The following is a 20,945-nucleotide window of genomic DNA, read 5'->3' as shown; positions in this document are numbered from 1 at the left end:
TTACAGGATGCCGGTGGCTTCGGTGAGCAGCCAGATGCCGATCACGAGCAGGACGGCGCCGATGGCGACCGTGAGGCCGAACTGGCCCCACGTCTTGCGGCCTGTGTGGATTTCCGCGTAGGTCCCGTAAGCGTGGTAGCACACGCCGATGAACATCGACGCCACCACCAGCAGGGCTACGAGCATGATGATGTCGTAGCCGTAGTTGCGGATCGTTTCCATGATGCCGTTGCCCGTGCCGCGGGTCGGGTTCTCCAATTGCGGCAGACCCTGCGCGAACGACAGCACGGGCAGCGCAGCGGCGCCCAGGGCCACGGCGGCGCGCTGGGCAAGACGGGAATTGAGGATGCGGTTTTGCATGGTCATGCCTTTCAGGTCAGGAGAGGAGGAAGAAAGTCAGGACGAGGTACATCGCGACGAATCGGATGCAGACGCCGAGGAACTGGCGCTGGTTGAGGCGGCTCTCGGACCACCCCACGTAGGCCGTTCGCATGGCCCAGACGCCCCAGACGAGCAGGACCGCGAACACGACGCCGACCAGGACGGTCGCCATCGCTGAAGGTGCGATGCCGCTGTTGGCTTGAAATGCCGAGACCTGGGCGCCGTTCATGGCTTGCCCTCCGCGGTCGTCGGCGGTGATGGCGGGACGACCCGCTCCGTGCGGTAGTCGCCGGCCAATTCGGACGGGTCGCGCGGCTGGGCGCGCGACGGTGTGAGATGGGCCTGGATGCCGGCGCGCACGCGCGCCAGGTCAGCCAGCAGCCTCGGGTAGTCGAAGTGGTAGCGCTCGCCCGGCTGGATGGGGGCATGCGCGGCGCTGTCGGCGACCGTGCGCTCCAGCGCGTCGAGTTGGCGCAGCGCTGCGACCAGCTCCTGACGCTGCGCTGGGGACTCGGCCAAGGCCATCGAGGACTGGCCCAACACAAGGGCCGTCACGAGAAAAGTGGGCACGCCGCGATGCGCGGCGCGCAGCCAGATCGGAGCCAACATCGCGCCATTCCTGTGTGATCAGCAATGGCTAGATCGTGGAGATCAGGGCTGTTTCAGGCCGCAAACAATAGGAACCTGCGGATGACCGGATTGATCGGCTAGAGGTACTTCTTGAAGCTGCCCGCAGTCAGGCTCACGGCCAGTCCCAGCAAGGCGGCGCTCGGCAACAGGATCAGCAATGGATGCACCGAGATCGGCAGTGCCAGGTACGTGATCCACGGCAGCACGGCCAGGGGCATAAGGCTGGCTTTCGCGCGGTGGTAGATGAACCCGGATTCGCGGCCCGCGCCGAACCTGCGCACGTCACGTCGCACCAGACCGTCAATCAGACCGACGAAAGCAGCCGTGAAGATCAGTGGCAGCGTGAGCACCAGGACCAGCAGGCGCACTAGGAAGGTCAGCGTCGTGAAGGCCGCGGCGATCAGGTAGCTCTCGGCCCAGACATAGGCTTGGCTGATGTAGTAGCGGAAGTTGCGCGCCTGCTCGTGGCTGGGCGCGCGGACGCGCTCGGCGGTCTGGCTCATGCGCGCCAGCAGCCCGGAGCGAACAAACACCCATTCGTAGCCTGTATCCACCAACTCGTGCGCCGTGCGCCCCGGCTCCTGCACGACCACGCTGCGCGTGAAGTGGTTGGACAGATGCCCAAGCTCGTACTGCAACATCTGCTGGGAATGGCGCCAGCCCTGGTCCTTCCAGAACAGGTGCATGCCGACGCACTCCACCACGATCGAGAACAGCAGCGAGCCGATCAGCACTCCAAGCAAGCGAAACGGCAAGGTGATGGTGCCGACGATCAGGCCCTGGCGCTGATTCTGCTCCCGCTGCGCGGTCGAGGCGGCGTCCTTCACGGCGCGGCCTCGTCGCCACTGTGGTCGGTGTCGGTGGCCACCGCAGCAGGCTCGGCTGGAGCAGCATCATCCAGCAGGTCATCGGGCAAGGCCGCATCCTGCAAGGCCGGGGAACTGGTGAACTCCCACCACTGCGTAGCCTCGCTGTAGCTCTGGCGCATGTACCCTGCCAGTTGTTGCAGGTCCGTCGGCATCACTTCATCCGGGTCTGGTAGCGGCAGCGGCATGCGAACCTTCCAAAGCTGGCCGCCCTGCAGCAGCGCGAAGCATTGGCCTTTTGGCAGGCCGACTACGTGCGATGGCTCGATCATCGGCACGCTGGACATGCTGATGCGGTCCTGGGTGTTCGACGTGAAATCCGTCGCGCCGCGGATGTCCGAACTGTCGGTTGCCCCGGAGACGATGGTAGTGGTATAGACCTCGACCTTCGGCAACTGCCGCGTCAGCAGTTCGGCAGTGGCAGTCTCGCGCACGCGCAGCATGAACAGGTTGTTGAAGTTGCCGATCACCTGGCCAGCTTTCGCGCGATTGCCGATGCGGGCCTCGATGTCCGAGAGGGTCTGCGTGTACGCGGTGACTTGCAGCCCGGCGCCGCCGCCTTTGTTGATAAGCGGCACGAATTCGTCACCCATGAGTTCATTGAATTCATCCGCATGGACGTTGATCGGTACGCGCGCGCCAGCCGAGGCGTCTGGCAGGCCATCGTCGATTCCGTGCTTGTAGATATGGCCCGCGACCGAAACCAGGTCGGAGAACATGGAGTTGCCGACCGCTGCGGCAACCTCGGCGTCGGACAGCGCGTCCAGTCCCACATAGACGATGGCGCGCTTCCTGATGACTTGCATCCAATCGAAGATCGGGCGCGGGTCGGCCAGGTCGGAATAGTTCGGTGCCAGGAGCTGCGCGATCTTGCCGCTGGTTAGCTTTTCCAACAACGGCAGCAATGACGCGACGATCTTGTCGAAGTAGGTCTTGTCGTACCGAACTGCCGAGCGCAGTCCGTCGAGCACCGGGTCGTAGTTGCGCGCCTGGGAGAGATACTGCTCCAGCGCAACCACGCGCTTCTCTCGCCCGATCATGTTGCGCGGGATGTTCTTCTCGTTGAGCTTGGCCTCGATCTGGACGATCACCTCCCAGGCCTTGGGCTCGGTCTTGGCGAAGTAGTGCTGGGCGTACTCGATAAACAGCGCGTCGATGTTGATGACGTGCCGCTGGATCAGCATGTAGTCCGGGCGCTGTCCCAGTTCCACCAGGGCACGAGCAATGATGTTGACGAAGCGCCACGCGAACTCCCTGAAGGCCGCGCTATTGCCTTCACCGGAGAGTTGCCCTGCGATACGGGTGGCGACTTCCGAGATGCGACCGAATCGGCCCACCGCGTTGTAGCGGGCGCTGATCTCCGGCCAGCCCAAGTGGAAGATGTAAAACTCGCCTTCACGGCCGGCGCGCTTGGCCTCGACATACATGCGCTTCAAGAGGTCCGCATCCCCTTTGGGGTCGATGACGATCACGACTTCGTGCTCGCCGGCAGCGCTCTTGCGGCGGATGTCCTGGGTCACGAACAACTCGGCCAGTCGCGTCTTGCCCACGCGCGTGGTGCCCAGCACCAGCGAGTGCCCGACACGCTCGCCGAGCGGAAGGCTGACGTCCACCTCGTCCGGTTCGATGCCGTGCAGGCGTGGCAGGCCGCCCACAGGCGGCAGCGGACGCACCGGGTTGAAAGGAGCATCCCAGCCCGTGAGCGCGGACAGCCGGGATAGCGGGAACGGCGCGAACTCCAGCCGCTCCTCCAGTCGCCGTGCCAGCCGGTAGGCAGGCGTCGGCTCGACGTATCGGCGGAACTCCGGCCGGTACGTCTGCATCAGCCTATGGGTGTGTTTTTGTTCCCACAGGAACCCGCGCCCGATGAAAAGCCGCTGCTGGCTGACGGGCACGTCCTTGCTCGTCATCACGTAGCGCGACAGGCGGCGGATGTTGCGTCGGTAGCGCAGGATCACGCGGGCATCGCGATAGCGGATCGCGCCGTAAGCGCCGAAAGCCAGCGCGCTGCCGACGCCCATCGACGGGCTCAGCGCGAGCGACCATGGGGCCACCAGGCACAGAAACGCGGCGCCTGCACACGCCGCGACGGTGTATAGCTCCACCGCTGGGCGTAGCAGAACCTCGACCGGCTGTTTCCCCGACATGGCTTCATTGCTCGATGCCGGTGGCCGTGATCAGCGCCGGGTAGTGCCGCAGCCCCAGGCGATCGGCCAGGTCGTCTCCGGCTACGGGCGCGAGCGGCACGCCCGGCACCAGGGCACGCAACCGTGCCAGGCCCTGCGCGGTCTCGACATTGACCACGAGGCCGACCGCGCCGCGTTCGCGCAAAGCGACGCCGCGGCGCTGCAGCCAGGCCCGGGAGGCGTCGTCGTCGCCGATGACCACGAACGGCCGCAGGCCGGGCGCTTCGATCACGCGCCGCGCGACGGTGCCGGGCGTGAGCTTGGCGCTACGCACCGGCAGCATCGCTGCCTCGTCCGCGGGTGTGGCGGGAACCTGTGGCGTCGGAATGGGCGGCCGGCCCGGGACATCGGCGCGCGCCTGGAGGTTGAGGGCCTCGTAGTACGGCAGCGCCGACGTGCCACCGCGATCTTCGACCACGATCAGCGGATCGCCGGCACGCGATGCCAGCGGCAGACCTGCCAGCAGCACAAGCAGGCCCCGCAGGGCCAGATGGGATTTTGTCATGGGGAAGTCTCCTGGCGCGCGGCGAGCACCGCGGCGTTTGGATGTGCGCCCTGCACACGCGCGAGATGGCGCGACACGCTGCGCCGGTAGCGGGCGGCGGGCTCGCCGCCCGCAGGACGGTGGTAGCGGCCGATCGCGAGCAGCCAGTCTTCGCCGGACGTGTGCTGCTCGTTCAGGATTTCAGCGGCGATGGCGAGGTTTCGATACGGGTCCAGCAGGTCGCACGCGCTGGTGAAGCGATGCTTGTGGTAGCCGAGGTTGATCTGGACCAGGCCTGCATCGATGCGCGTGTGGGGCGTGGTACGCATTGCCTGTTGCAAGCCCGAGCAGGCGTCGGCGCGCGTGGCGAAGCGGCGCGACTGGCCGGCGACATTGAGGGACCACGGCCACGGCACGATGCGCCCGTTGCGTCGAACGCCGCTCTCCTGCAAGGCCACGGCGTAGAGCACGGTCGAGGGGATGCCCGCCTGCTGGGCGGCGAGCTGGTAGGCAGGTGGCGGAATCTCCTGGGCATGGACGGCGCAGGCGCACAGGCCGGTAGCGAGCACCAGTGCGCACAAGAGCTGCGAGAAGGAGGTGGCCGCTACGGCTGGCGCTGCCATTGGCCGTTCACCTCGCGCACAGCCGCGGGCAAGTCACCGGGCAGGCCCAGCGACAGCCAGCGGCCGCCGTCGTGGTTGAGGGTAATGCTGCCGCTGCGCACGCGCGCCGGGTCGATCTGCGCGCGCTTGGCCCAGTCGCGGATGCGTGCGTCGTCCTGGCGGCTGCCCACCATATACAGGTCGAACTCGGCACCCGAGGATTGCAGCCGCTGCACGAGCTGCCCACAGGCCGCGCAGCCGTCCTTGACGAACACCGCCATGCGACCGCTGCCGCGCGCGGTGCCGGTGCCCGGCCCGTCGTCGGGCAGGTTCACGCGCTGCATGCCGGGGTTCAGGCGCTGCCAGGCTTCGTCGTAGGCACGTTGGTAGGCGAGCAGCTTCTCGACGCGGCGAGCCTCGACTTGCACCTGCAGCTCTGCATAGCGCCGCCGTTCTTCGTCGGTGCGTGCCTCGATGCCTAGGGCAGACAGCGGGTCCAGGTTTGGCGAGTAGATGCCCAGCGGCCCATCCATCAGCTCGCGGTAACGCGCCCATTCCAGGGGTTGGAGCCCCCAGTTGCTTGCTACTCGGTCGTCCAGGACGCGGGCGGCCAGCGGGCGCTCCTGGCTCTGCGCATTGCGGGCTGGAGCTGTGGCTGGCTGTTGCGCCCACGCGGGCCACTGGACTGAAGCCAGTAGGAGTGCGGAAAGGATGATCGACGGCTTCATGTCGTGTGCTCCGATCAGGGAATCGCCACGCGACGGATCTGTTCGCCGGCTTGGAACACCGCAGCGCTGCCATCGATTGCCTGCAAGCGCCATGGACCGACCGCATCACCGGGCAACAGCACCTGAAGCTGGTCGGGCGTGAAGTCCCCGCTGCTCGGCGCGACGGACACACTGAGCTGGCCGGCGCGCAGTTCGGCGCCGACGATGCGGAACGGCAGTGGCGGCGGTTCAGGCTTGGCGGCGGGCTTGCTCGATGTGCGCGGCTGGGCGGGTGTTGCTGCACGCGCGGCGGTCTGACGCGTCTTGATCTGCTCGATCTCCGCGCGCAGCGCCTGAAGGTCGTCGGCTGCTGCGTAGCTGCTCAATGTCTTCTCAACTTGGGAAGCGCGTGCTTCCAGGATTTGGCGGGTGTCTTTGAGGTCCGCCGCCGTTGCGACCTGCGGACGCTGCTGGATGGTTCCGATGGTCTCGGCCAAGGCCACCGCCTGCGCTTCGAGGCGTTGCAAACGGGAGTCGAGCCGTTCCTCGTCGGCCTGGTCGCTCATCGCCTGGTAGCCGAGGGCCACGATGACGCTGAGACCGAGCAGCCAGAGCCAGAGCAGGCTTTGCGCCACCACGGCGGCAGCCGGGCGCCGCGAGGATTGGGGAGTGTTCATGGCTGGCCGCCTGGAATGGAGGGCATCAGTGGGAAGGTCTGCACCGCATCGGCGGCGGCCGGTTCAGGCATGGATTCGACGGCCATGCTGTCGCCGGGCCGCTCGAAGCAAATTTGTCGTGCGCGGTCATCCGCGTGCAGTTCCCAGGCCGGACCAGCTAGGGTGATCAGCGCGTCGCGCAAGGTCATGGGACCGAGATGCAGGTGCGCCGCCGGCAGCGGCAGCGCATACAACTCGATCACGGCATGTGCCGTTTGACACAGGCTGTAGCCGCTGCGCTTGAGCACGTGCCGCAGCCCATCGCCGACCGTGACGCGGGCATCCGCCGGCATCGAAACATCGATGGTCTGCAACAGCAGGTCGCGCTGCGCCGCCGTGGGGGCCAGCTCGACCAACGTGTAGCGCCCATAGCGCACAACGGGGATGTACTCGGGCGCTTCGGGTTCGGGCGCGGTCGAGACTTCCTCGAAGGCATCGGGTGCGTGCGGCGCAGTCGTTGTCGCGCAGCCGCCAGCCAGTACCGACCAAAGCAGGCCGAGAAATCCCGTCAGCAGGCGGCGTTCGGGATGGTGAAACCAGGGTGGAGAGGGGCACATAGCTCGGCGTCCTGAAACATCGAGCCCTCACCATCGCCGCTGGGGTCGTGCGCGGCAGCAAACAATGCGAATCACGCCCCGTCCGATTTTCCGACAGCCTCCCTCCAAAGAAAAAGGCCCCCGAAGGGGCCAATGAGAGCGCAGGTCGGACCCTGCCGAATCAACCCCGAGCCAGCTTCAGGCCAGGATCGACCTGTGCCAGTTGGGCATGCGCCCAGCAGCGCACGAGTTGGCCGTTCTCGCCGAGCGGCCGGTCCGCCATCGCCACCGAGTACTCGTCGGTATCGCTGGTGTCGTAGCAGACGACTTTGATCTCGCCGGTGTCGCAGCGGATGGAGTGGATCTGGCCGTCGGTCATATCGACCACGACGACCTGCGGGACAAGACCCAGTTCGCGGGCGGCCGACAGGATGGGGCCATATTCGGCAGCGTCGAAGCAGACGAACGGCCCTTCGTACCGGGCTTCTTCGGCCAGATCCTTGGCTTTGTGGTAGTGGGCACCCTGGTCGTATTCCTCCTGGGTGGTTCTGACCTTGAAGACCGGCATGTTGGGGGTGCCGGAAGCATCGACGCAGGCGACAGCGACTTGCATCTCGATCTCGCCGCCTTCAGCAGGCTCGGTCGGAGGGATGACAGCCTGACTCTCGGGTTCTTCGTCGGCCATACCCATGCGCTCGCGCATCTCGTCGGCGAATGCCTCGGGAGCCATCAGGCCGTAGCGCGCCAGGCGCACGGGGATGTCTTCAGCGTTCAGATTGCCGTCTTCGATGCGCTGCCGCATGAAGGAGGCGATCTCGGTTACCAGGGTGTCACTCTCAGCTTCCGAGGGCTGCTCGGACACATCGATCGACCACTTATCCACTTCCGCGGCGGTCTCGCCGGTCAGCAGACCCTCATCGATGGCGTATTCGCACATGCTGCGCAGCCGTGCCAGCATTTCCGATTCGGCCTCGCCGTTGAGCAGGTAAGTCACGTCCAGCGTGAGGCGAGCACTGACGACTTTGGTCGTTGCTTGGGTATTGGTGTTCATGGAAATCTCCTTGGGATCGAAAAAGCGCAGCCACGCCCACGGAGACCGTGGACGTGGCTGCAAGGTGGGAACAGCGGAAAGCCGGCGGCGTTAGGCCAGCGTTGGCGTGGGGATCAGGCGGCGACCAGTTGCCGGGCCAGTGCGACCTCGACCGAATCACCATCCTGGTTCAGGACGTCCAACCCTGATTCGGGCACGTCGCCCGAGGTGGACTGCGAGACCATGATCTTCTTGGCCATCAGTTCGAGGCAGGTCATCTGCGAGGAGCCGGCGTAGCCAAGGTAGATCACGCGCACGGGTTGCTTCTGCCCGATGCGCCAGGAGCGGCGTGCCGCCTGCTGCAGCGAGTACACGTTGTAGCCCGACTGCATGAACACGATCGTCGGAAACTCCAACAGGTCCAGTCCCGTTTTAACCAGCTCGGGGTTGGTGATGAGCACATCGATGCCACGGTCCAGTTGTTCGGCGATCCAGTCCTCGCGGCGGCTGGCATCCACGCTTGCGCGCAGCACCGCCACCTTGAAGCCTTCCTGCTCCAGCAGCACCTTCAACCGGCTGGTCGTGTCGCGCGTGCCGGTATAGACCGTGTAGGCCAGCACCTTGCGGCCCTGCGCCTTCTCCTCTTTGCAGATGTCGATCAGCTCACGCTCCTTGGGGCTGATCTCGAACTCGTTGAACTGAGCCGGGACGAACGCCAAGGTGTTGCGCGTGCGCGGATGCACCACGGTCTCCGACCGGAAGCAGCAATCTGGCCAGGCCAGTAGCACGTTGAGCACCACACCCAGCAAGGTCGTATCGCGTCGTGCAAGAGCCTGTTTCAGCTCCGCGGTCAGCCGACCCGCCAGATCGCGGTAGGCCGCGGCTTGCGCCGTGTCCATCGCGACTTCGCGGAACTCCTCGTCATACGGCGGCAGGATGTTGCCGCCGATGTCCTTGAGCTTGAGGAAGATCGTGAACGGCAGGATGCAGCGCAAGACGCCCTTGGGGCCGAAGCCCGGGGCCTTGACCGTGCGCACCGATACCTTGGTGCCCTTGGCCGTCTTGTGCGCCGTGCCGGTGCTCTCGGAGTAGATGTCCTTCAAGACCCCGTGATCGCGCATGAACGCCATCGCGGCCGAGGTCATGCTGCCGCTCGTGGTCGGGCGGTAGCCGTCTTCGATCATCCGCCCCGGAAGGGCTCGGAACAGCAGGTAGAACAGGTCGTCCCCGTAGCCGCCCATCAGCGTGCCAGTCAGCAGCAAGGTCTTGCGAGCCTTCGCTGCCAGCACGCCCATGGCCTGGCCTTGGGCACTGCCGCCGTTCTTGTACTCGTGCGCCTCATCGGCGATGAGCAGGTCGAACGTGCCTTGCGGCAGGTAGCGTTTGATGAACTCGGACGGCTGGTAGCCGCCTTCGCCAAAGCCGAACTCCATGTTGGCCATCGCACGTTCCATGCGGGTGGCCTGACGGTCGGAAAACACCAGCTCGCCGTTGCCGTCCATGAGGTTGATGAACTCATGGATGTTGTCGCCGAGCATCGAGGCCAGGAAGCCGTCTCCGAACTTCTGCATCAGCTTCTGCGCGGTGACTGCCCCGATGGTCGGGATGCGCTTCAAGGCTTTCAGCACGGCCGAGGACTGGTCGCTGCCGGACAGGCTGCGTGGGCGGATCAGCGTCCACAGGGGCGCTGCGCAATGGCTGCACTTCCTGCGGTACTCCTCGGCTTCGAGCGCGACCGGGTTGACCGGCTCGCCGTCGAGGTCGGTGATGACCGTGCCGCAGTCCGGGCAGGCCGCCACGTCGCCGTGGCGGGTGCGCCGCTGGGTGAAGACAGGCTTCCAGTGGAACCCCATCCGCATCCTGACGCGCCCCAGGACAAAGAACTCCTGGCCGGTCGGCTGCACACCCAACTGCTCGCGCAGCTTGATGAGCTTGACCAAGGTATCGGGGCCGTTGAGCACCCAGACCTTCGCGCCCGCTACTGTCTCCTGGATCTCGCGCCGCCACTTGTAAACAAGGTGCGGGGGCGAGAGAACCAAGGTCCGGCGGTAGCCTTCGGCGTTGAGCACAGCGGCCGTGGCGATGCCGACGGTCGTCTTGCCGCAGCCCATCTCGCCATTGACGATCGCGGCGCGCTCGCCACGGTCAATCAGCAGCTCCGCGGCGGCGTGGACGACTTCGGCCTGGGCCTGGAACAGCTTGCGCTTGAGGCTGGCGACGATGAGCTGGCGATGTGCTTGCGGTTGGCCGGTATAGACCGGCGGGTTGGCGCTGTTGAGGGCGTCGAGCAGTTCGTCGCCGAACTCGCCGACGAAATCCTGAAGGCTCAGGGTCAGAGGGGAAGATTCCGCGTCGAGCAGTTCGCCCTGTACGGGCGCGGCTTCAGCGGCATTGGTTTCGAGATCGAGGGACATGGTGATGCTCCAAAGAAAAAGGGGCATGCACCACCCCCAGCGGGGCAGTGGCATGCCCCGTGGTGGGAAGTAAATCGACGCGTGGCCGACGGTGGTTGAAGGTGCTGGCCTGGGTGGCCAGCGGCTGAACCGTGCTCAGTCCTCGGACGGCAGAACGATGACGGTGGCGTGGCGCTCCGCGTCGGTAACGATGCGAATGGCCAGCCCCGGATGGATCACGTAGTGCGATGCCAGCGATGCGCCTGATTGAAGCGCGGTGCTGTTGGCCTGCCATTGCTGGACGTTGACGTCGCCCCAGTCGCCACGGGTGTGGCGCCTGAAGTACGGGATCGGGTCGAGGCGACCCGAGCGGACCAGGCGGTCAATGCCTTTGCTGAAGATAAGCGCCCCGATGGGGAACGCCAGGTTCTGACAGTAGGTTTCGATGCGATGTGATGCCATGGGCTCCTCCTTGATGAGTCATTGAGCCACGACACCCCTGCCGGAGTGAAGTGGCTCCGTCAGGAGAATGAGGATGACGATGTGGGGACGTCAGATCAGGTCCCGCTCTTCGGGAAGCTGGATCACCGTGGTCTGGTGGTCCTCGCTGGTCTTGACGATTAGCGCCAGGTCCGGCGTGATCCTGAACTGCGAGATCATCAGGTTGTCCTGTTGGATCGCCACGTCGTTGGCTTGGCGTGTGGCCTCATCGATCTCGCCCCAGTCCCCGCGCACATGGCGCTGGACATAGGCTAAGGGGTCGATCAGGCCTCTTCGGGCCAGCCAATGCACCTTCTCGCTCAACTTCAACGTACTCGGTGCGAACAACGGTTGCTTGTGCGGCGCTGGCCGCTTGAACGGATTCGGGAACATGGTGTTTCTCCTTCGATGTGGTACAGCAGGACGGCAGCGCGTCCGGTGGATCAGCGGATGGTCAACACCTCGCCCCGTGTCGCGGAGCCAGGCGTCATGTCCCACGCGCGGATGACGGGCACAAACTTGTCGGTGAGGATGCGGGTCTCGGCGATGGAGCCGTCTTCGCGTTCGGTGAATTCCCGCTGGAGCGTTTTGTCCTTGTGGGTGTCACCTTTGACGACGAGCACGCGCCCCGTCTGGGAGCGCACAACGCCGGAGATCGCGCCCGCTGCCAAGGCCAGGGCGAGATGCCAGTGGGACAAGGCTCGCGCCGGTGGACGCAGCGACTGCTGCGCGGCCCCCAGGTGCGTGTCCAGCGACGGCCAGAGGCCTTGCAGCCGACCGACCTCATCGGCGAACTGCTCCGGCTCCATCGTCACGCGGAAGAAATGCTCCGGCTCGACCGGACTGGCGGGGACGATGTACGGCAGGAACGGCCATTCGCTCGGCAGTTCCTCGGCTTCGACTTCGCCAAGCCCAACCTGCAGCAGCAAGTTGCGCACGGCCTTGACGCCATCGGGGGCCTGCTCGCGCTGGCGCACCCTTCGGCCAAAGATCACCACCTGCTTGAACTGCGTTTCCACCGCTCGGTAGATCCGCAGATCGGTGTAGTGGCGTGTCAGCCAACCAACCAGCTCCGCGTCGAGCACGTAGCCGGGGACGATGAAGACCAGCATGCCGCCGTACTGCAGCAGCGACAGCGAACGCTGATAGAACAGCTTTTCGAGGCGGGCACGTCCCTGACCTTGATAGCCGATGTTGCCGTTGACGTCCTTGGACAGGTCGCCATACGGCGGGTTGAGCCAGAGCAACCCGAAGGACTGTTTGGAGACCATCGTGTCCATCAGGTCCGCGTGCAGGCAGTGATCGACCAAGCCTCGGGCATGGCGTGCCCGCTCCGCGTCGAACTCGACCGCGAATGCCTTGGCCTGGTCACGCCCGAGGGCATAGGCGGCTTCGGCGATCGCCACGCCTTCGCCGGCGCAGGGATCAAGGATGCACATCGGCCCGTCGCTGGGCATCAGTGCGTTGAGGGCTCTTTCGAGCGTGGGTTCGTCGGTCGGGTAGTACCCGTTCTTGGCGAAATTGCGGGCGAGCCGCGGGAACATGAGGGCCATGGAAGTCTCCTGGTTGGCGGGGATGAAAGACGGAAGCACGCCGAGACGTGCCTCCGAGGGGGTCAAGCCGCTACCGCTTCCGGCGTCCAAATCTTGGTCGGATAGGGATAGGCGGTGAGCGCGTCACTGCGGATCAGGGAGCCCAGCGCCAGGGTCAGCGCCGGCACGTCGATGGCGAGCCGATGGCCTTCCAGCGGCCCGAGGGCGAACGGAAGGCGGGCCAGCATCTCGCGGCTTTGCAGCAGTTCCAGCACGGTCTCGCGCCAGTGGTCGAGTAGCGGCAACGGGCAGGTGTCCCGCACCAGCATCCACAGGCGGTCAAGCCGGTGGGCGCTGTCGCGCGGCAGCAGTGCCAATGCGCTGGCGTTGGCCTTGTCGGGCTTGACGCAGCGCCGGTCGAACAGCCACACGTTGGACAGCGAACCGAACAGCGTTCGCCGGTAGGCGCGGGTCATGCGCTTTTCCAGGCGATCGACGTTGCCGATGAACACCGGGACGCTGCCGCCCTGGTCGGTGATGACGTGGAACTGGTCCAGTCCCTGCTCGTCGCGCCCGAGGGTCAGGCGAGCGAGGAATTGCTGGACGGCGGTGTCGCGTGCCCAGATGGACAGGAAGATCAGGTTGCCCTGGTCATCGCCAACGCAGGCGTCGGCCATCACGTCCGGGCATTCGTCGATGCGGTACAGCGTGGAAGAAGTGTTTGCGGGCATGGTGGTGTCCTCGGATGAGCGGGAACAGCACCGCCCGTCGGGGCAGGTACTGCCCCGGGGGGGGTGGAAGAAAACCGCTCAGTCCGGCTCGAACTGCCGGGTGTGCGGGTTGAAGTGAAGCGCCTCGTCCACCGCGGTGATCGGCGTGAAGCCGTCCAGGTAGATGTTGTTGAGGTACTGGTCGCGATAGGTCAGCGCCTGCCGTGCCTGCTCCTCGGTGAGGCCGTTGTCGATGAAGTACGCCAGCATTTCCTCGTCGGAGGAAACTTCGTCGTTGGACAAACTGCCTTCAACGAGCTTTAACAGCGAGGCGGGGAGCGCAGCCAGGATCGGGTCCATGTTGGTTCCTCCTGGCTCAGGCCAATAGTGCCGCGGCGGGTGCCGTGGCAACCGTGGTTGTACGACGCCGCGCGTGGTAGGCGCGAACGCCTGCACGCCAGTCGGCGGACTGCTCCGGTGCGAGGTCCAGATAGGACAGCGGGCACGAGTAGTAGTACGGGTGCATGGACTCGTCCAGCGGCTTGTAGCCCCACTGGTTGCCGCTGCGCTCCAGAAGATCGCAGCGGATGTAGCGCAGGGACTGGCCCGGCGCGAGATCACGATGCACGCCTTCGGCCCTGGCCGTCACTTCCGCGACGGACCAGAGGACGTTGCCGCGCAGCGTGTGGGCGATGACCTTCACGCTGGCGCGCTCGGTCTCCTGCGGTGCGATCAGTTCGGCGATCAGTTCAGACCGCGATTGGGGAGAGAAATACCAGCCCATGAGAGGCCTCCTGAAGAAGTAGAGCCAGAGGCCTCCCCGTGGGGAAGAACCCCCAGCGGGTGATGGAATGCCGCGTGTGCGGCGATGGAATGCAGTGCGGGCTAGGAACCGCAACCGGCCGGGCAGCAACCCAGCGTGATCCCATGCGAACAGCAGCCGTTTTCAGCGAGCCAGTCCTGGGTTTCCTGCCGTTCGGCAGGTGTTGCGTAGTCCCATTCCTGGGTCGCGATTTCCAGCGCATGAACGCGCTGGCTTTCCGGCAATCGACTGGCTTGCGCGTCGATCTCCGAGCTGAAAAGCGTGACCCAGTGATCCCAGGACAGGCCGCAACCACGTTGGGCATGCTCGGCGGCCGTCTTGCAAACGGCGCGCCACGCGGTTTCGTCCAGCGCGGAACGGGGTGTATCGCAAGTGATGGTGGACATGATGGAGACCTCCAGAAGAAAGCCGAGGCCACCCCCGCATGGGGAAGGAACCCCAGCGGGTGGATGAAGAACACCGCGGATGCGGTGTCTGCAATCACGCAGGTTGCAGTTCGGCCTGGCGGCTCCACTCCTGCGTCTTGAAGTCCAGCGCGTAGCCCAGTTCGCCCAGGCGGGCGATCTGGGCGCGCAGGGCGCGGCGGTCGATGGTCGAATCCAGCTTCACAGACTCGCCCAGCGGCCACAACAGGCCGAACAGCGCGGCGTCGCCATCCTCGGTGCTGCCGGGGGCAGCAGCCGCAGCAGGCGGCGCGTCCACGCCGAAGGGCGTGGTATCGACCAGCGGGTCCGCGGACGTCTGCACGGGTGCAGGTTTGGCGGACCTGGATGCCTTGGCGGGTTTGGCCGGCGTTGTCGCAGGCTGTGTCCCTTGATCTTCATCGAGCGGATCGACTTCCTGCGGGGCGAAGCTATGTGCTTCGGCCTTGCTCAGCTTGTCGATGCCGAAAAGTGTCATACCGTCCAGGTTGGCGCGCATCTCGAAACGCATGCTGCCGTCGCTGATCGGATAGCCTTTGAGGAAGATGTAGCGAAGGACGAACTCCCCTTGATACTTGCCCTCGGGGTATTGCTCCAACTCCGCGTCTTTAATCGTGAATTTTCCGAGTTGGCATTCGAGCTTGCCAACATTGAACTTTCCGTTGCGGCCATGAATGGTGCGCAGCGCGAGCTGGCCCGGGACGATGATGGGAGTGGCCGATTTCTCGGGTGCCGATGTGACTGCCATGATGCTTCTCCTTGAGGAATAGGAAAAAGGCAAGGCCCCGTGAGGGGCCATGCCGGATCAGAACGAAGCAGCCAATGCCGGCTCCTGCTCTTCGACTTCACCTGCGGGCTCGCGCTCGGCGGGCTCGATAGGCTGGTCGGCAGCGGTGTCGGCGGCGTCCTCGGCTTCGGGCGCGGGTGCGTCCTCGGCCTGCGACGCCTCGGCTTGCGCCTGGCTCGTCGGATAGACCTGGGTGCCGTCGATCTTGATCAGACCGATGTGGATCAGCGTCGATTCCAGGCTCGCTCCCGGCTCCCCGGCGCGCTCACCCTTGGTGCGGATGTACGGATCGATCTTCATGTCGTTCAACTTGAAGGCGATCAGCACCTTGCGGTCCCCTTCGATGGCCTGCACGCACCGGCGAACCAGGTGCTCGGCTTCAGGGGTGGCGACGATGGTGTCGAAGTACCGATAGTCCGGTTCACCGACAGGCCCGGCCAGAGCCGCGACGCAGCACGACAGGAACGGATCGCCATCCTTGGGGGTGACGTCCTTCGGACGGCTGAGGTAGCCGATGCCGCGGGTGATCAGCTCGTGCTGCTTGATGGAAGCCAGTTCGGCCCGGTCAAGCGGCTCGGCCTTGAGCAGTCGCGCCTTGAGGGACGCGGCGGCTTCACCCTTGCGCTCGCCCTTGTCGCGGATGTACGCATCGCCCCACAGGTCGCCGAGGCGGAAGCGCACCAGCGGGCGCTGCTTGGGATCGTCAACGCCGATGTAGCGCTGGACGAGGTTCTTGGCCTCGGCACCCGAGACCTTGACGTCGAAGTAGCGGTAGCTGGGGTCCCTGGCGGGGCCGACCAGCGCGGCAACGGTGCATGCCAGGAAAGGCTGCGCACGGCGGCCGCCCCGGACAGGCACTTCACGGACACGCTGGATGTAGCCGATGCCCGAGGTGTGGAGGTCGAAATACGATTTCTCGTTGGACGTGGTGTTCATGGTGAATCTCCATAGGGAAGAAGCGGAGACACACCAGCCCCACGCATGCGGGGAAAGGTGCGTAACCCCGCGGTGGGTCGATAAGGCGAAAGCATCCGCCACCAGAGACTGGTGGCCGCTCGCGGATGGATGCGGTGCGAGCTGGCTCGGTCACGCAGTGGGAACTGCGACGCAACCTTGAAGACCGATGGTTGCTTGGCATGTCGCTGACAACGTCAGCAGGCATGGGGTCAGCATGGCCGGGCCTCGCGCGCGCGACAGCAATCAATCGGCATCCGGGCGCTTCCCATTTTTTCCAGGCTGCCCAGTTCCGCCCAAAAGAAAGCCCCCGAAATGGGGGCTTCAAGGGGTATGCGGACATTTTTGGACTACGCCGATTCCACCGCCGCCAGCGACAGATACGTAGCGGTGGCGGACAGCTCCAGATCATCTGAGCTTTGCAGAATGCGAGTGAAAACGCTGTCTTTCGGGTCGAAGAACTCGCCGAAGTCGTCGCCGCCAAGCTCGGCGCGTGCCAGTTCCCACCAGTCATCGAACGGGTCGGTATCCGGGTTGCAGCCGACGGCATAGGCCAGCAGCTTCACGCGGCCATCGGGGCGGCGCTCTCCGCGCTCGGCGAGGAAGTACACGCCCTGGTCCTTGGCCAGGGCGACGCGGCATTGGTTGGCGATGGCTTCGGCAAGCACGGGGCGCAGGTCGGAGCCTCTGAATCGCAGTGACATGGTTGAAATCTCCTGTATGGATGAAGAAAAAAGCCCTCCACCGAAACGGATGGAAGGCTTGTGGGGCAGTCGCCGGTAGGCTGTGGACTGATCAGTCGTGCCGCTAGGCTTCCTGTCTGGCACGTCAGGCTGGAACCGCCTGACGTTGCCGAAAGGCTTTGGCGTCGATCACGCTCACGTCGATCAGGCGCCAGCGCCCGTCGTCGATGAGCCGCTCCAGCACTTCACCGAGCATGTCGAAATACACCTCGTCGTGCCTATCGACCAACTCACCGTCGCGGTGCAGCTCCACCACGTAGGTGTCGCCGCCACGGTCGTAGAGGATCGTCACCTGACCCTCGAACTTGGTGGTTGAGACCGTGAAGCTGATCGCCGGCGGGGTCTCGATGATCCTGGAGGGCTTGGGATCGACCCAGGCGAAGTCGCGGGCACCTGCATCGACCAGCATGTGGGTGATGCACCGGAACCCGTCGGGCGCGGGCATCTCCTCCAACTGCTCGATGAGTTGGCCCAGCTCCATGCACTGCGGCTCGGGAATGGGCAGCTTGGCGGGTGCTTTGCCAAGGATATGCCTCGTGATGGTGTAAGGCGTGCCATCCGAAGTCTTCTCGGTGACGACTTCCGGGGTGTCCGCGCGAAGCCCGTCGAAACGTCGCCGGGCGTAGGGTTGGACATGGACCTTGGCGCCCTCGCTGGGAACGGTGGTCACCAGGTTGGGATCGAGCACGGCGAACTCGGAAGGCTTGAGCTTGACGACGATGGCATCGTCGGTCGCGGAGACTACCTTGCCGTTGAAGGGCTGAGGGTCAATGGCGAAGCCCAACGTCGAGGACTGCGGCTGATCATCGAATACGCGGTATTTGAACGAACGCACGTTGCGAGGGACATGGCCCGCGACAAGCGAAGGCATCATGGATTTGATGAGGGAACGGTCCATGGGAATCTCCTTGAGGAAGAACAAGGGATTCCCCGCCCGCAAGGGAGAGGTCCCTTGTGGGTGGCGTGAACGGACGGGGTACGTCCATAGGAAGAAACGACCAGCACGGTTTCCCGCACTTGCAGCCTTGAAGGTCTCGGCTGCCAGGGCATGTGTCGGCAACGCCGACGAACATGGAGCAAGGATGGCTCTGGAATGGGCGGCCTGCCTGCAAGAAATCGCACAGCGTCGCACCCGCTTTCCTGCGCTGCGGACAAGAAAAAGCCCCTCGAAAAGGGGCTTGGTTGGGTCAGGCTTCGTACACGAAGTAGTGCTCGCGCTGACGTGGGAAGAAGACATGCTTCCATGTATCGCCGCTGGTGTTGCCACCGTCGAAGACGACCATTTCGTAGTCGTCAATGTCGGTGTCCACCAGGTCGGCGCTGGCGATATGGCGCATGTGCAGCGTGCCGCTCATGCGCTCGAATACCAGGATCTGGCCGATGGCGTCGTCCTGGCCCATGGCATTGACGCAGGCGCCGAGCTGGTGCTCGAAGTCTGGCGTGCGCGAGATGAGGTCGGGGAACATGAGGTTGCTCCTATGAAAATGGACCAGCCCGGCTCCGGGAGGGAGACGGGCCGGTATGGGGGAGAACAAAGAGGAAGGATGTTGCGTCGAGCGGCTGCTAGGATTCGGCCAACGGCAGGCCCAACAGCACGGGTGCGTCGGCGTCGAGAATCAGGATGCGCACGTCGGCCTGGCCAGCCAGTTCAATGACGTTCGCCAGGTCATCCGGCATACCCTTGCTTCGGTGCTCCTGGCGAAGCTGCTCCGCACTGATGCCCTCGGCGTGGTCCAGGTTCTTGTCCGTCCAGGGAGTGGAGATCAGCTTGATGCCGATCGCCGGGCTGTACGGAACCCGGAACGCGATGAACAGGAATGCCTCCGGCGTAGCGAGGTCTGCCAGGTTGGCGAGGTATTGGCCGGTTTCTTGGCTGATGTGTGCGCTGCTGATTTCCCAGCACCGGCTGTAGTAGCCGGTCTCGAAACTCAGGCGCTGTACGACTTCCCGCGCTGCCTCTGCCGAATAGGCGTCGCCGACGTGGATGGGGCGACCGTCGAAGTCGTCGCCATGGATGGCATAGACCACGGCACCGATTACACCTTCGCCGCTGACACCTTCTGCGGTATCGCATTCGGCCAGCACCTCGGCACTCACGGGTTCGGGACCATTCCTGACCACGGCGAAATCGCTGGTGACGATGCACGAGGATGAAATCAGTTCCTCGTCGGAAAAGTGCTTTTGACTCGCGTGGATGATTCGCCAGACATGCGGGCTTCCGTCGTCGTAGCCGATGCACAGCGTGCGGACGATTTTCAGATTCCAGTAGCCGCGGAGAAAGGGATTGGGTTTCTGGGACATGGGAACTCTCCAGATTTGAATATTGGGGCCAATCTCCGCCACCGGGAATTGGACCCGGTTGGTTGAAAGTGGAAAATGCGTCAGTCGGCGCTGATCGTTGGCGTCTGAACCAGCCGTTCGGCGATGCGATGGCGCACATTTAGGCGAAATTGCTCATCGGTGATGCCGGCAAGCAGGTTGGCGGCCTCCAGCGCGATCAACGCTGAGGCCTCTTCGATGTCGGCGGCCAGGATGGTGTTGCGCAGTTGATCGCCGAGTTGAAGCGCCTGCGAGGACGTTCTGAAGACCTGGACCTCACGGCTCAGGTAGCAGCCGTTGCCGCCGAACTCGAATAGCCTTGGCTTGCTGCAATACCAGCAGCCCTCAAACTGGATGGCGGTCAGGTTATGGCCGTCATCGAAGCGGGTAGCGATCAGAAGCAGGGCTTCCAGGTCGGCGCCGTCCTCGAATTGGTGGTGCTCGATCAGGTTCTCCAGCTCCCCGTCCTGGTCAGCACCGAAGTGCGCGGCCAGCCGTTCAAGCAGAGGCGGAATCGACAACTCTTCGTCGTCGGGCATGGGGATGCCGAGTTGTGTGGCCAGGTTTTCCAGACCGTCCAGCACATCTGTCCAGCGTGGATCATTGGTTTCGGCGATCTGGGCGATGTAGGCCTGCCCATTGCCGGGATGGTTTTCGTCGAGCGCGAAAGCACCGAACAGTGCCTTGATGACGGGAGTAACGCGGTTGAGCACGAGAACGCCCGTGCCTTCGTAGTAGTTGTTTGCCATGCTGGCTCCTTTCGAGAAGAGCGGAGCCAGCCCATGCGGACGATGGCGTCCGCAGGGAATAGCCCAAGGCCGTTGGCGTCGGGCGATGGGGAAGAAAAATTGAGGGACATGGCCTTATGGGCGCATGTCCCTCACGGGGGGATCGAGAGGACAGTGGCGTGCCGGAGACCGGCTCACCAACCGCTGTAGTTCACCAGCAGGTCGGCGATGACCTTGCGGCGTTCCAGATCGAGACCGTCGAAGTCCGACAGCCCGTGGAAGCGGCAGCGCTTGAGCATGGCACCGCCCTCGCGCGCGTTGTAGAAGCTGACCATGGCGGACAGGAACATGCGTTCGCCGCTGCTCAGGACGCCGAGGGCATCGTTGAGCCGCAGCATGTCGGGACGCAAATCCCACTTGGTCTTGGCCTGGTTCAGGCCTTCACGGGTGCCGTCGCCGAACCACTCGGGACCAGCAATCTCGACACCGCGCTTCCAGGCCTCGAAGAAGGCTTGGGGCGCGGCAGCGAAATGCTGCTCTTCCCGCATGATCTGATCGACGACTTCCCGCGGCAGTAGCTGGTTCATGACGTGATTTCTCCAGTTGGATCAGGGAATGGCGAGCTGGGACCAGCCGCCTCTTTCGAGGGCGCGTTGAGCCGCGGCATAGCTGCGGAAGTACTCGCGGGATTCCCGCGAAACGGGACCTTCGGTATCGCGCGTGCCGATGTAGTGGCCGGCGGCGCTTTGCAAGACTTCGAGCGGCAGGAACTTGCCGCAGTAGGTCAGGGCCAACTGGCCGAAAGAGGCTTGCTGGGACATGGACGGGCTCCTTGGAAAAGCGGGGCCTTGTCCCTCACGGGATGGCAGCTCCCGCACGCGGTTGATAAAAAGCATCAGCGTCACGGGGACGCTCA

The 20,945-nt window shown here is 64.5% G+C and carries 28 protein-coding genes; all 28 read right to left on the bottom strand.

The annotated features are described in order from the left end of the window. Window positions 1-366: a TIGR03745 family integrating conjugative element membrane protein gene (locus GDJ08_RS04275; RefSeq protein ID WP_023835764.1), complete on the bottom strand. Its 366-nt coding sequence runs from the start codon at window positions 364-366 to the stop codon at window positions 1-3. 10 nt (window positions 367-376) lie between these two features. Then, complete coding sequence (locus tag GDJ08_RS04270; protein ID WP_009459672.1) at window positions 377-610, bottom strand: TIGR03758 family integrating conjugative element protein; 234 nt, start codon at window positions 608-610, stop codon at window positions 377-379. Beyond that, a complete protein-coding gene (locus GDJ08_RS04265; RefSeq protein WP_023465080.1) occupies window positions 607-990 on the bottom strand; it encodes an integrative conjugative element protein, RAQPRD family in 384 nt (127 codons plus the stop codon). Before GDJ08_RS04265 ends, GDJ08_RS04270 begins: the two co-directional genes overlap by 4 nt. A gap of 98 nt (window positions 991-1,088) precedes the next feature. Further along, window positions 1,089-1,838 (bottom strand): TIGR03747 family integrating conjugative element membrane protein, encoded by a 750-nt coding sequence (locus tag GDJ08_RS04260; RefSeq protein WP_023103908.1) that lies wholly within the window; start codon window positions 1,836-1,838, stop codon window positions 1,089-1,091. Next, window positions 1,835-4,024 carry a type IV conjugative transfer system coupling protein TraD gene (traD, locus tag GDJ08_RS04255; RefSeq protein WP_023103909.1) on the bottom strand — a complete coding sequence of 730 codons (2,190 nt, stop codon included), beginning with the start codon at window positions 4,022-4,024 and terminating at the stop codon, window positions 1,835-1,837. Before traD ends, GDJ08_RS04260 begins: the two co-directional genes overlap by 4 nt. 4 nt (window positions 4,025-4,028) lie before the next feature. Beyond that, window positions 4,029-4,568, bottom strand: coding sequence for an integrating conjugative element protein (locus GDJ08_RS04250; RefSeq protein WP_017515759.1), 540 nt, complete (start codon window positions 4,566-4,568; stop codon window positions 4,029-4,031). After that, a complete protein-coding gene (locus GDJ08_RS04245; protein WP_028690955.1) occupies window positions 4,565-5,170 on the bottom strand; it encodes a transglycosylase SLT domain-containing protein in 606 nt (201 codons plus the stop codon). Before GDJ08_RS04245 ends, GDJ08_RS04250 begins: the two co-directional genes overlap by 4 nt. After that, a complete protein-coding gene (locus tag GDJ08_RS04240) occupies window positions 5,152-5,877 on the bottom strand; it encodes a TIGR03759 family integrating conjugative element protein (protein ID WP_042862846.1) in 726 nt (241 codons plus the stop codon). The genes GDJ08_RS04245 and GDJ08_RS04240 overlap by 19 nt, the downstream gene beginning before the upstream one ends. Window positions 5,878-5,891: 14 nt before the next feature. After that, window positions 5,892-6,533, bottom strand: coding sequence for a hypothetical protein (locus GDJ08_RS04235; RefSeq protein WP_023103912.1), 642 nt, complete (start codon window positions 6,531-6,533; stop codon window positions 5,892-5,894). Next, window positions 6,530-7,129, bottom strand: a complete 600-nt coding sequence (gene pilL2, locus GDJ08_RS04230) for a PFGI-1 class ICE element type IV pilus protein PilL2 (protein ID WP_028690956.1) — start codon at window positions 7,127-7,129, stop codon at window positions 6,530-6,532. The genes GDJ08_RS04235 and pilL2 overlap by 4 nt, the downstream gene beginning before the upstream one ends. Before the next feature lie 160 nt (window positions 7,130-7,289). Further along, window positions 7,290-8,159, bottom strand: coding sequence for a hypothetical protein (locus GDJ08_RS04225; RefSeq protein ID WP_028690957.1), 870 nt, complete (start codon window positions 8,157-8,159; stop codon window positions 7,290-7,292). Between the two features lie 113 nt (window positions 8,160-8,272). Further along, window positions 8,273-10,552 (bottom strand): helicase-related protein, encoded by a 2,280-nt coding sequence (locus tag GDJ08_RS04220; RefSeq protein WP_028690958.1) that lies wholly within the window; start codon window positions 10,550-10,552, stop codon window positions 8,273-8,275. Between the two features lie 135 nt (window positions 10,553-10,687). Further along, window positions 10,688-10,993, bottom strand: a complete 306-nt coding sequence (locus GDJ08_RS04215) for a hypothetical protein (RefSeq protein ID WP_023103916.1) — start codon at window positions 10,991-10,993, stop codon at window positions 10,688-10,690. A gap of 90 nt (window positions 10,994-11,083) precedes the next feature. Further along, window positions 11,084-11,404, bottom strand: a complete 321-nt coding sequence (locus GDJ08_RS04210) for a hypothetical protein (protein ID WP_023103917.1) — start codon at window positions 11,402-11,404, stop codon at window positions 11,084-11,086. A 50-nt stretch (window positions 11,405-11,454) separates the two neighbouring features. Beyond that, entirely contained in the window at window positions 11,455-12,588 is a 1,134-nt protein-coding gene (locus tag GDJ08_RS04205; protein ID WP_254912518.1) for a DUF6094 domain-containing protein, read from the bottom strand. A gap of 38 nt (window positions 12,589-12,626) precedes the next feature. Further along, window positions 12,627-13,274: a hypothetical protein gene (locus tag GDJ08_RS04200; RefSeq protein ID WP_023103919.1), complete on the bottom strand. Its 648-nt coding sequence runs from the start codon at window positions 13,272-13,274 to the stop codon at window positions 12,627-12,629. Between the two features lie 78 nt (window positions 13,275-13,352). Next, the gene (locus GDJ08_RS04195) at window positions 13,353-13,613 is read right to left on the bottom strand and encodes a hypothetical protein (protein WP_023103920.1); all 261 of its coding nucleotides are present in this window, start codon (window positions 13,611-13,613) and stop codon (window positions 13,353-13,355) included. 16 nt (window positions 13,614-13,629) lie between these two features. Then, complete coding sequence (locus tag GDJ08_RS04190) at window positions 13,630-14,037, bottom strand: hypothetical protein (protein WP_153164368.1); 408 nt, start codon at window positions 14,035-14,037, stop codon at window positions 13,630-13,632. Between the two features lie 101 nt (window positions 14,038-14,138). Continuing rightward, a complete protein-coding gene (locus GDJ08_RS04185; RefSeq protein ID WP_023103922.1) occupies window positions 14,139-14,462 on the bottom strand; it encodes a hypothetical protein in 324 nt (107 codons plus the stop codon). Window positions 14,463-14,556: 94 nt separating this feature from the next. Beyond that, window positions 14,557-15,246 carry a DUF3275 family protein gene (locus GDJ08_RS04180; RefSeq protein ID WP_023103923.1) on the bottom strand — a complete coding sequence of 230 codons (690 nt, stop codon included), beginning with the start codon at window positions 15,244-15,246 and terminating at the stop codon, window positions 14,557-14,559. A 57-nt stretch (window positions 15,247-15,303) separates the two neighbouring features. Continuing rightward, on the bottom strand, window positions 15,304-16,221 hold the full coding sequence (locus GDJ08_RS04175; RefSeq protein ID WP_023103924.1) for a DUF3577 domain-containing protein: 918 nt from the start codon (window positions 16,219-16,221) through the stop codon (window positions 15,304-15,306). A gap of 368 nt (window positions 16,222-16,589) precedes the next feature. Then, a complete protein-coding gene (locus GDJ08_RS04165; RefSeq protein WP_009459699.1) occupies window positions 16,590-16,943 on the bottom strand; it encodes a DUF3085 domain-containing protein in 354 nt (117 codons plus the stop codon). 124 nt (window positions 16,944-17,067) lie between these two features. Beyond that, the gene (locus GDJ08_RS04160; RefSeq protein WP_023103925.1) at window positions 17,068-17,880 is read right to left on the bottom strand and encodes a hypothetical protein; all 813 of its coding nucleotides are present in this window, start codon (window positions 17,878-17,880) and stop codon (window positions 17,068-17,070) included. A 289-nt stretch (window positions 17,881-18,169) separates the two neighbouring features. Next, a complete protein-coding gene (locus GDJ08_RS04155) occupies window positions 18,170-18,448 on the bottom strand; it encodes a hypothetical protein (RefSeq protein ID WP_009459701.1) in 279 nt (92 codons plus the stop codon). Between the two features lie 97 nt (window positions 18,449-18,545). Continuing rightward, window positions 18,546-19,283: a DUF5983 family protein gene (locus tag GDJ08_RS04150; RefSeq protein ID WP_017512403.1), complete on the bottom strand. Its 738-nt coding sequence runs from the start codon at window positions 19,281-19,283 to the stop codon at window positions 18,546-18,548. An 80-nt stretch (window positions 19,284-19,363) separates the two neighbouring features. Beyond that, on the bottom strand, window positions 19,364-20,050 hold the full coding sequence (locus GDJ08_RS04145) for a hypothetical protein (protein ID WP_017512402.1): 687 nt from the start codon (window positions 20,048-20,050) through the stop codon (window positions 19,364-19,366). 173 nt (window positions 20,051-20,223) lie between these two features. After that, entirely contained in the window at window positions 20,224-20,616 is a 393-nt protein-coding gene (locus tag GDJ08_RS04140) for a hypothetical protein (RefSeq protein ID WP_017512401.1), read from the bottom strand. Window positions 20,617-20,637: 21 nt separating this feature from the next. Then, window positions 20,638-20,850, bottom strand: coding sequence for a hypothetical protein (locus tag GDJ08_RS04135; protein ID WP_003290186.1), 213 nt, complete (start codon window positions 20,848-20,850; stop codon window positions 20,638-20,640). Window positions 20,851-20,945: the final 95 nt, after the last annotated feature.

Origin of the sequence: Stenotrophomonas nematodicola (genome assembly GCF_009467805.1) — a bacterium.
In the GTDB taxonomy this organism is placed as follows: domain Bacteria; phylum Pseudomonadota; class Gammaproteobacteria; order Xanthomonadales; family Xanthomonadaceae; genus Stenotrophomonas; species Stenotrophomonas nematodicola.
The sequence above is the reverse complement of the archived record's forward strand: the minus strand, read 5'-3'. Positions and strand labels throughout refer to the sequence as shown.

Coding starts and splice junctions, on each gene's coding strand:
- GDJ08_RS04215 (WP_023103916.1), bottom strand. CDS start 10,993: ATGGCATCACATCGCATCGAAACCTACTGTCAGAACCTGGCGTTCCCC.
- GDJ08_RS04135 (WP_003290186.1), bottom strand. CDS start 20,850: ATGTCCCAGCAAGCCTCTTTCGGCCAGTTGGCCCTGACCTACTGCGGC.
- GDJ08_RS04225 (WP_028690957.1), bottom strand. CDS start 8,159: ATGAACACCAATACCCAAGCAACGACCAAAGTCGTCAGTGCTCGCCTC.
- GDJ08_RS04210 (WP_023103917.1), bottom strand. CDS start 11,404: ATGTTCCCGAATCCGTTCAAGCGGCCAGCGCCGCACAAGCAACCGTTG.
- GDJ08_RS04140 (WP_017512401.1), bottom strand. CDS start 20,616: ATGAACCAGCTACTGCCGCGGGAAGTCGTCGATCAGATCATGCGGGAA.
- GDJ08_RS04250 (WP_017515759.1), bottom strand. CDS start 4,568: ATGACAAAATCCCATCTGGCCCTGCGGGGCCTGCTTGTGCTGCTGGCA.
- GDJ08_RS04180 (WP_023103923.1), bottom strand. CDS start 15,246: ATGGCAGTCACATCGGCACCCGAGAAATCGGCCACTCCCATCATCGTC.
- GDJ08_RS04220 (WP_028690958.1), bottom strand. CDS start 10,552: ATGTCCCTCGATCTCGAAACCAATGCCGCTGAAGCCGCGCCCGTACAG.
- pilL2 (WP_028690956.1), bottom strand. CDS start 7,129: ATGTGCCCCTCTCCACCCTGGTTTCACCATCCCGAACGCCGCCTGCTG.
- GDJ08_RS04275 (WP_023835764.1), bottom strand. CDS start 366: ATGACCATGCAAAACCGCATCCTCAATTCCCGTCTTGCCCAGCGCGCC.
- GDJ08_RS04165 (WP_009459699.1), bottom strand. CDS start 16,943: ATGTCACTGCGATTCAGAGGCTCCGACCTGCGCCCCGTGCTTGCCGAA.
- GDJ08_RS04195 (WP_023103920.1), bottom strand. CDS start 13,613: ATGGACCCGATCCTGGCTGCGCTCCCCGCCTCGCTGTTAAAGCTCGTT.
- GDJ08_RS04240 (WP_042862846.1), bottom strand. CDS start 5,877: ATGAAGCCGTCGATCATCCTTTCCGCACTCCTACTGGCTTCAGTCCAG.
- GDJ08_RS04245 (WP_028690955.1), bottom strand. CDS start 5,170: ATGGCAGCGCCAGCCGTAGCGGCCACCTCCTTCTCGCAGCTCTTGTGC.
- GDJ08_RS04235 (WP_023103912.1), bottom strand. CDS start 6,533: ATGAACACTCCCCAATCCTCGCGGCGCCCGGCTGCCGCCGTGGTGGCG.
- GDJ08_RS04200 (WP_023103919.1), bottom strand. CDS start 13,274: ATGCCCGCAAACACTTCTTCCACGCTGTACCGCATCGACGAATGCCCG.
- GDJ08_RS04175 (WP_023103924.1), bottom strand. CDS start 16,221: ATGAACACCACGTCCAACGAGAAATCGTATTTCGACCTCCACACCTCG.
- GDJ08_RS04265 (WP_023465080.1), bottom strand. CDS start 990: ATGTTGGCTCCGATCTGGCTGCGCGCCGCGCATCGCGGCGTGCCCACT.
- GDJ08_RS04160 (WP_023103925.1), bottom strand. CDS start 17,880: ATGGACCGTTCCCTCATCAAATCCATGATGCCTTCGCTTGTCGCGGGC.
- GDJ08_RS04155 (WP_009459701.1), bottom strand. CDS start 18,448: ATGTTCCCCGACCTCATCTCGCGCACGCCAGACTTCGAGCACCAGCTC.
- GDJ08_RS04190 (WP_153164368.1), bottom strand. CDS start 14,037: ATGGGCTGGTATTTCTCTCCCCAATCGCGGTCTGAACTGATCGCCGAA.
- GDJ08_RS04145 (WP_017512402.1), bottom strand. CDS start 20,050: ATGGCAAACAACTACTACGAAGGCACGGGCGTTCTCGTGCTCAACCGC.
- GDJ08_RS04185 (WP_023103922.1), bottom strand. CDS start 14,462: ATGTCCACCATCACTTGCGATACACCCCGTTCCGCGCTGGACGAAACC.
- GDJ08_RS04270 (WP_009459672.1), bottom strand. CDS start 610: ATGAACGGCGCCCAGGTCTCGGCATTTCAAGCCAACAGCGGCATCGCA.
- GDJ08_RS04150 (WP_017512403.1), bottom strand. CDS start 19,283: ATGTCCCAGAAACCCAATCCCTTTCTCCGCGGCTACTGGAATCTGAAA.
- traD (WP_023103909.1), bottom strand. CDS start 4,024: ATGTCGGGGAAACAGCCGGTCGAGGTTCTGCTACGCCCAGCGGTGGAG.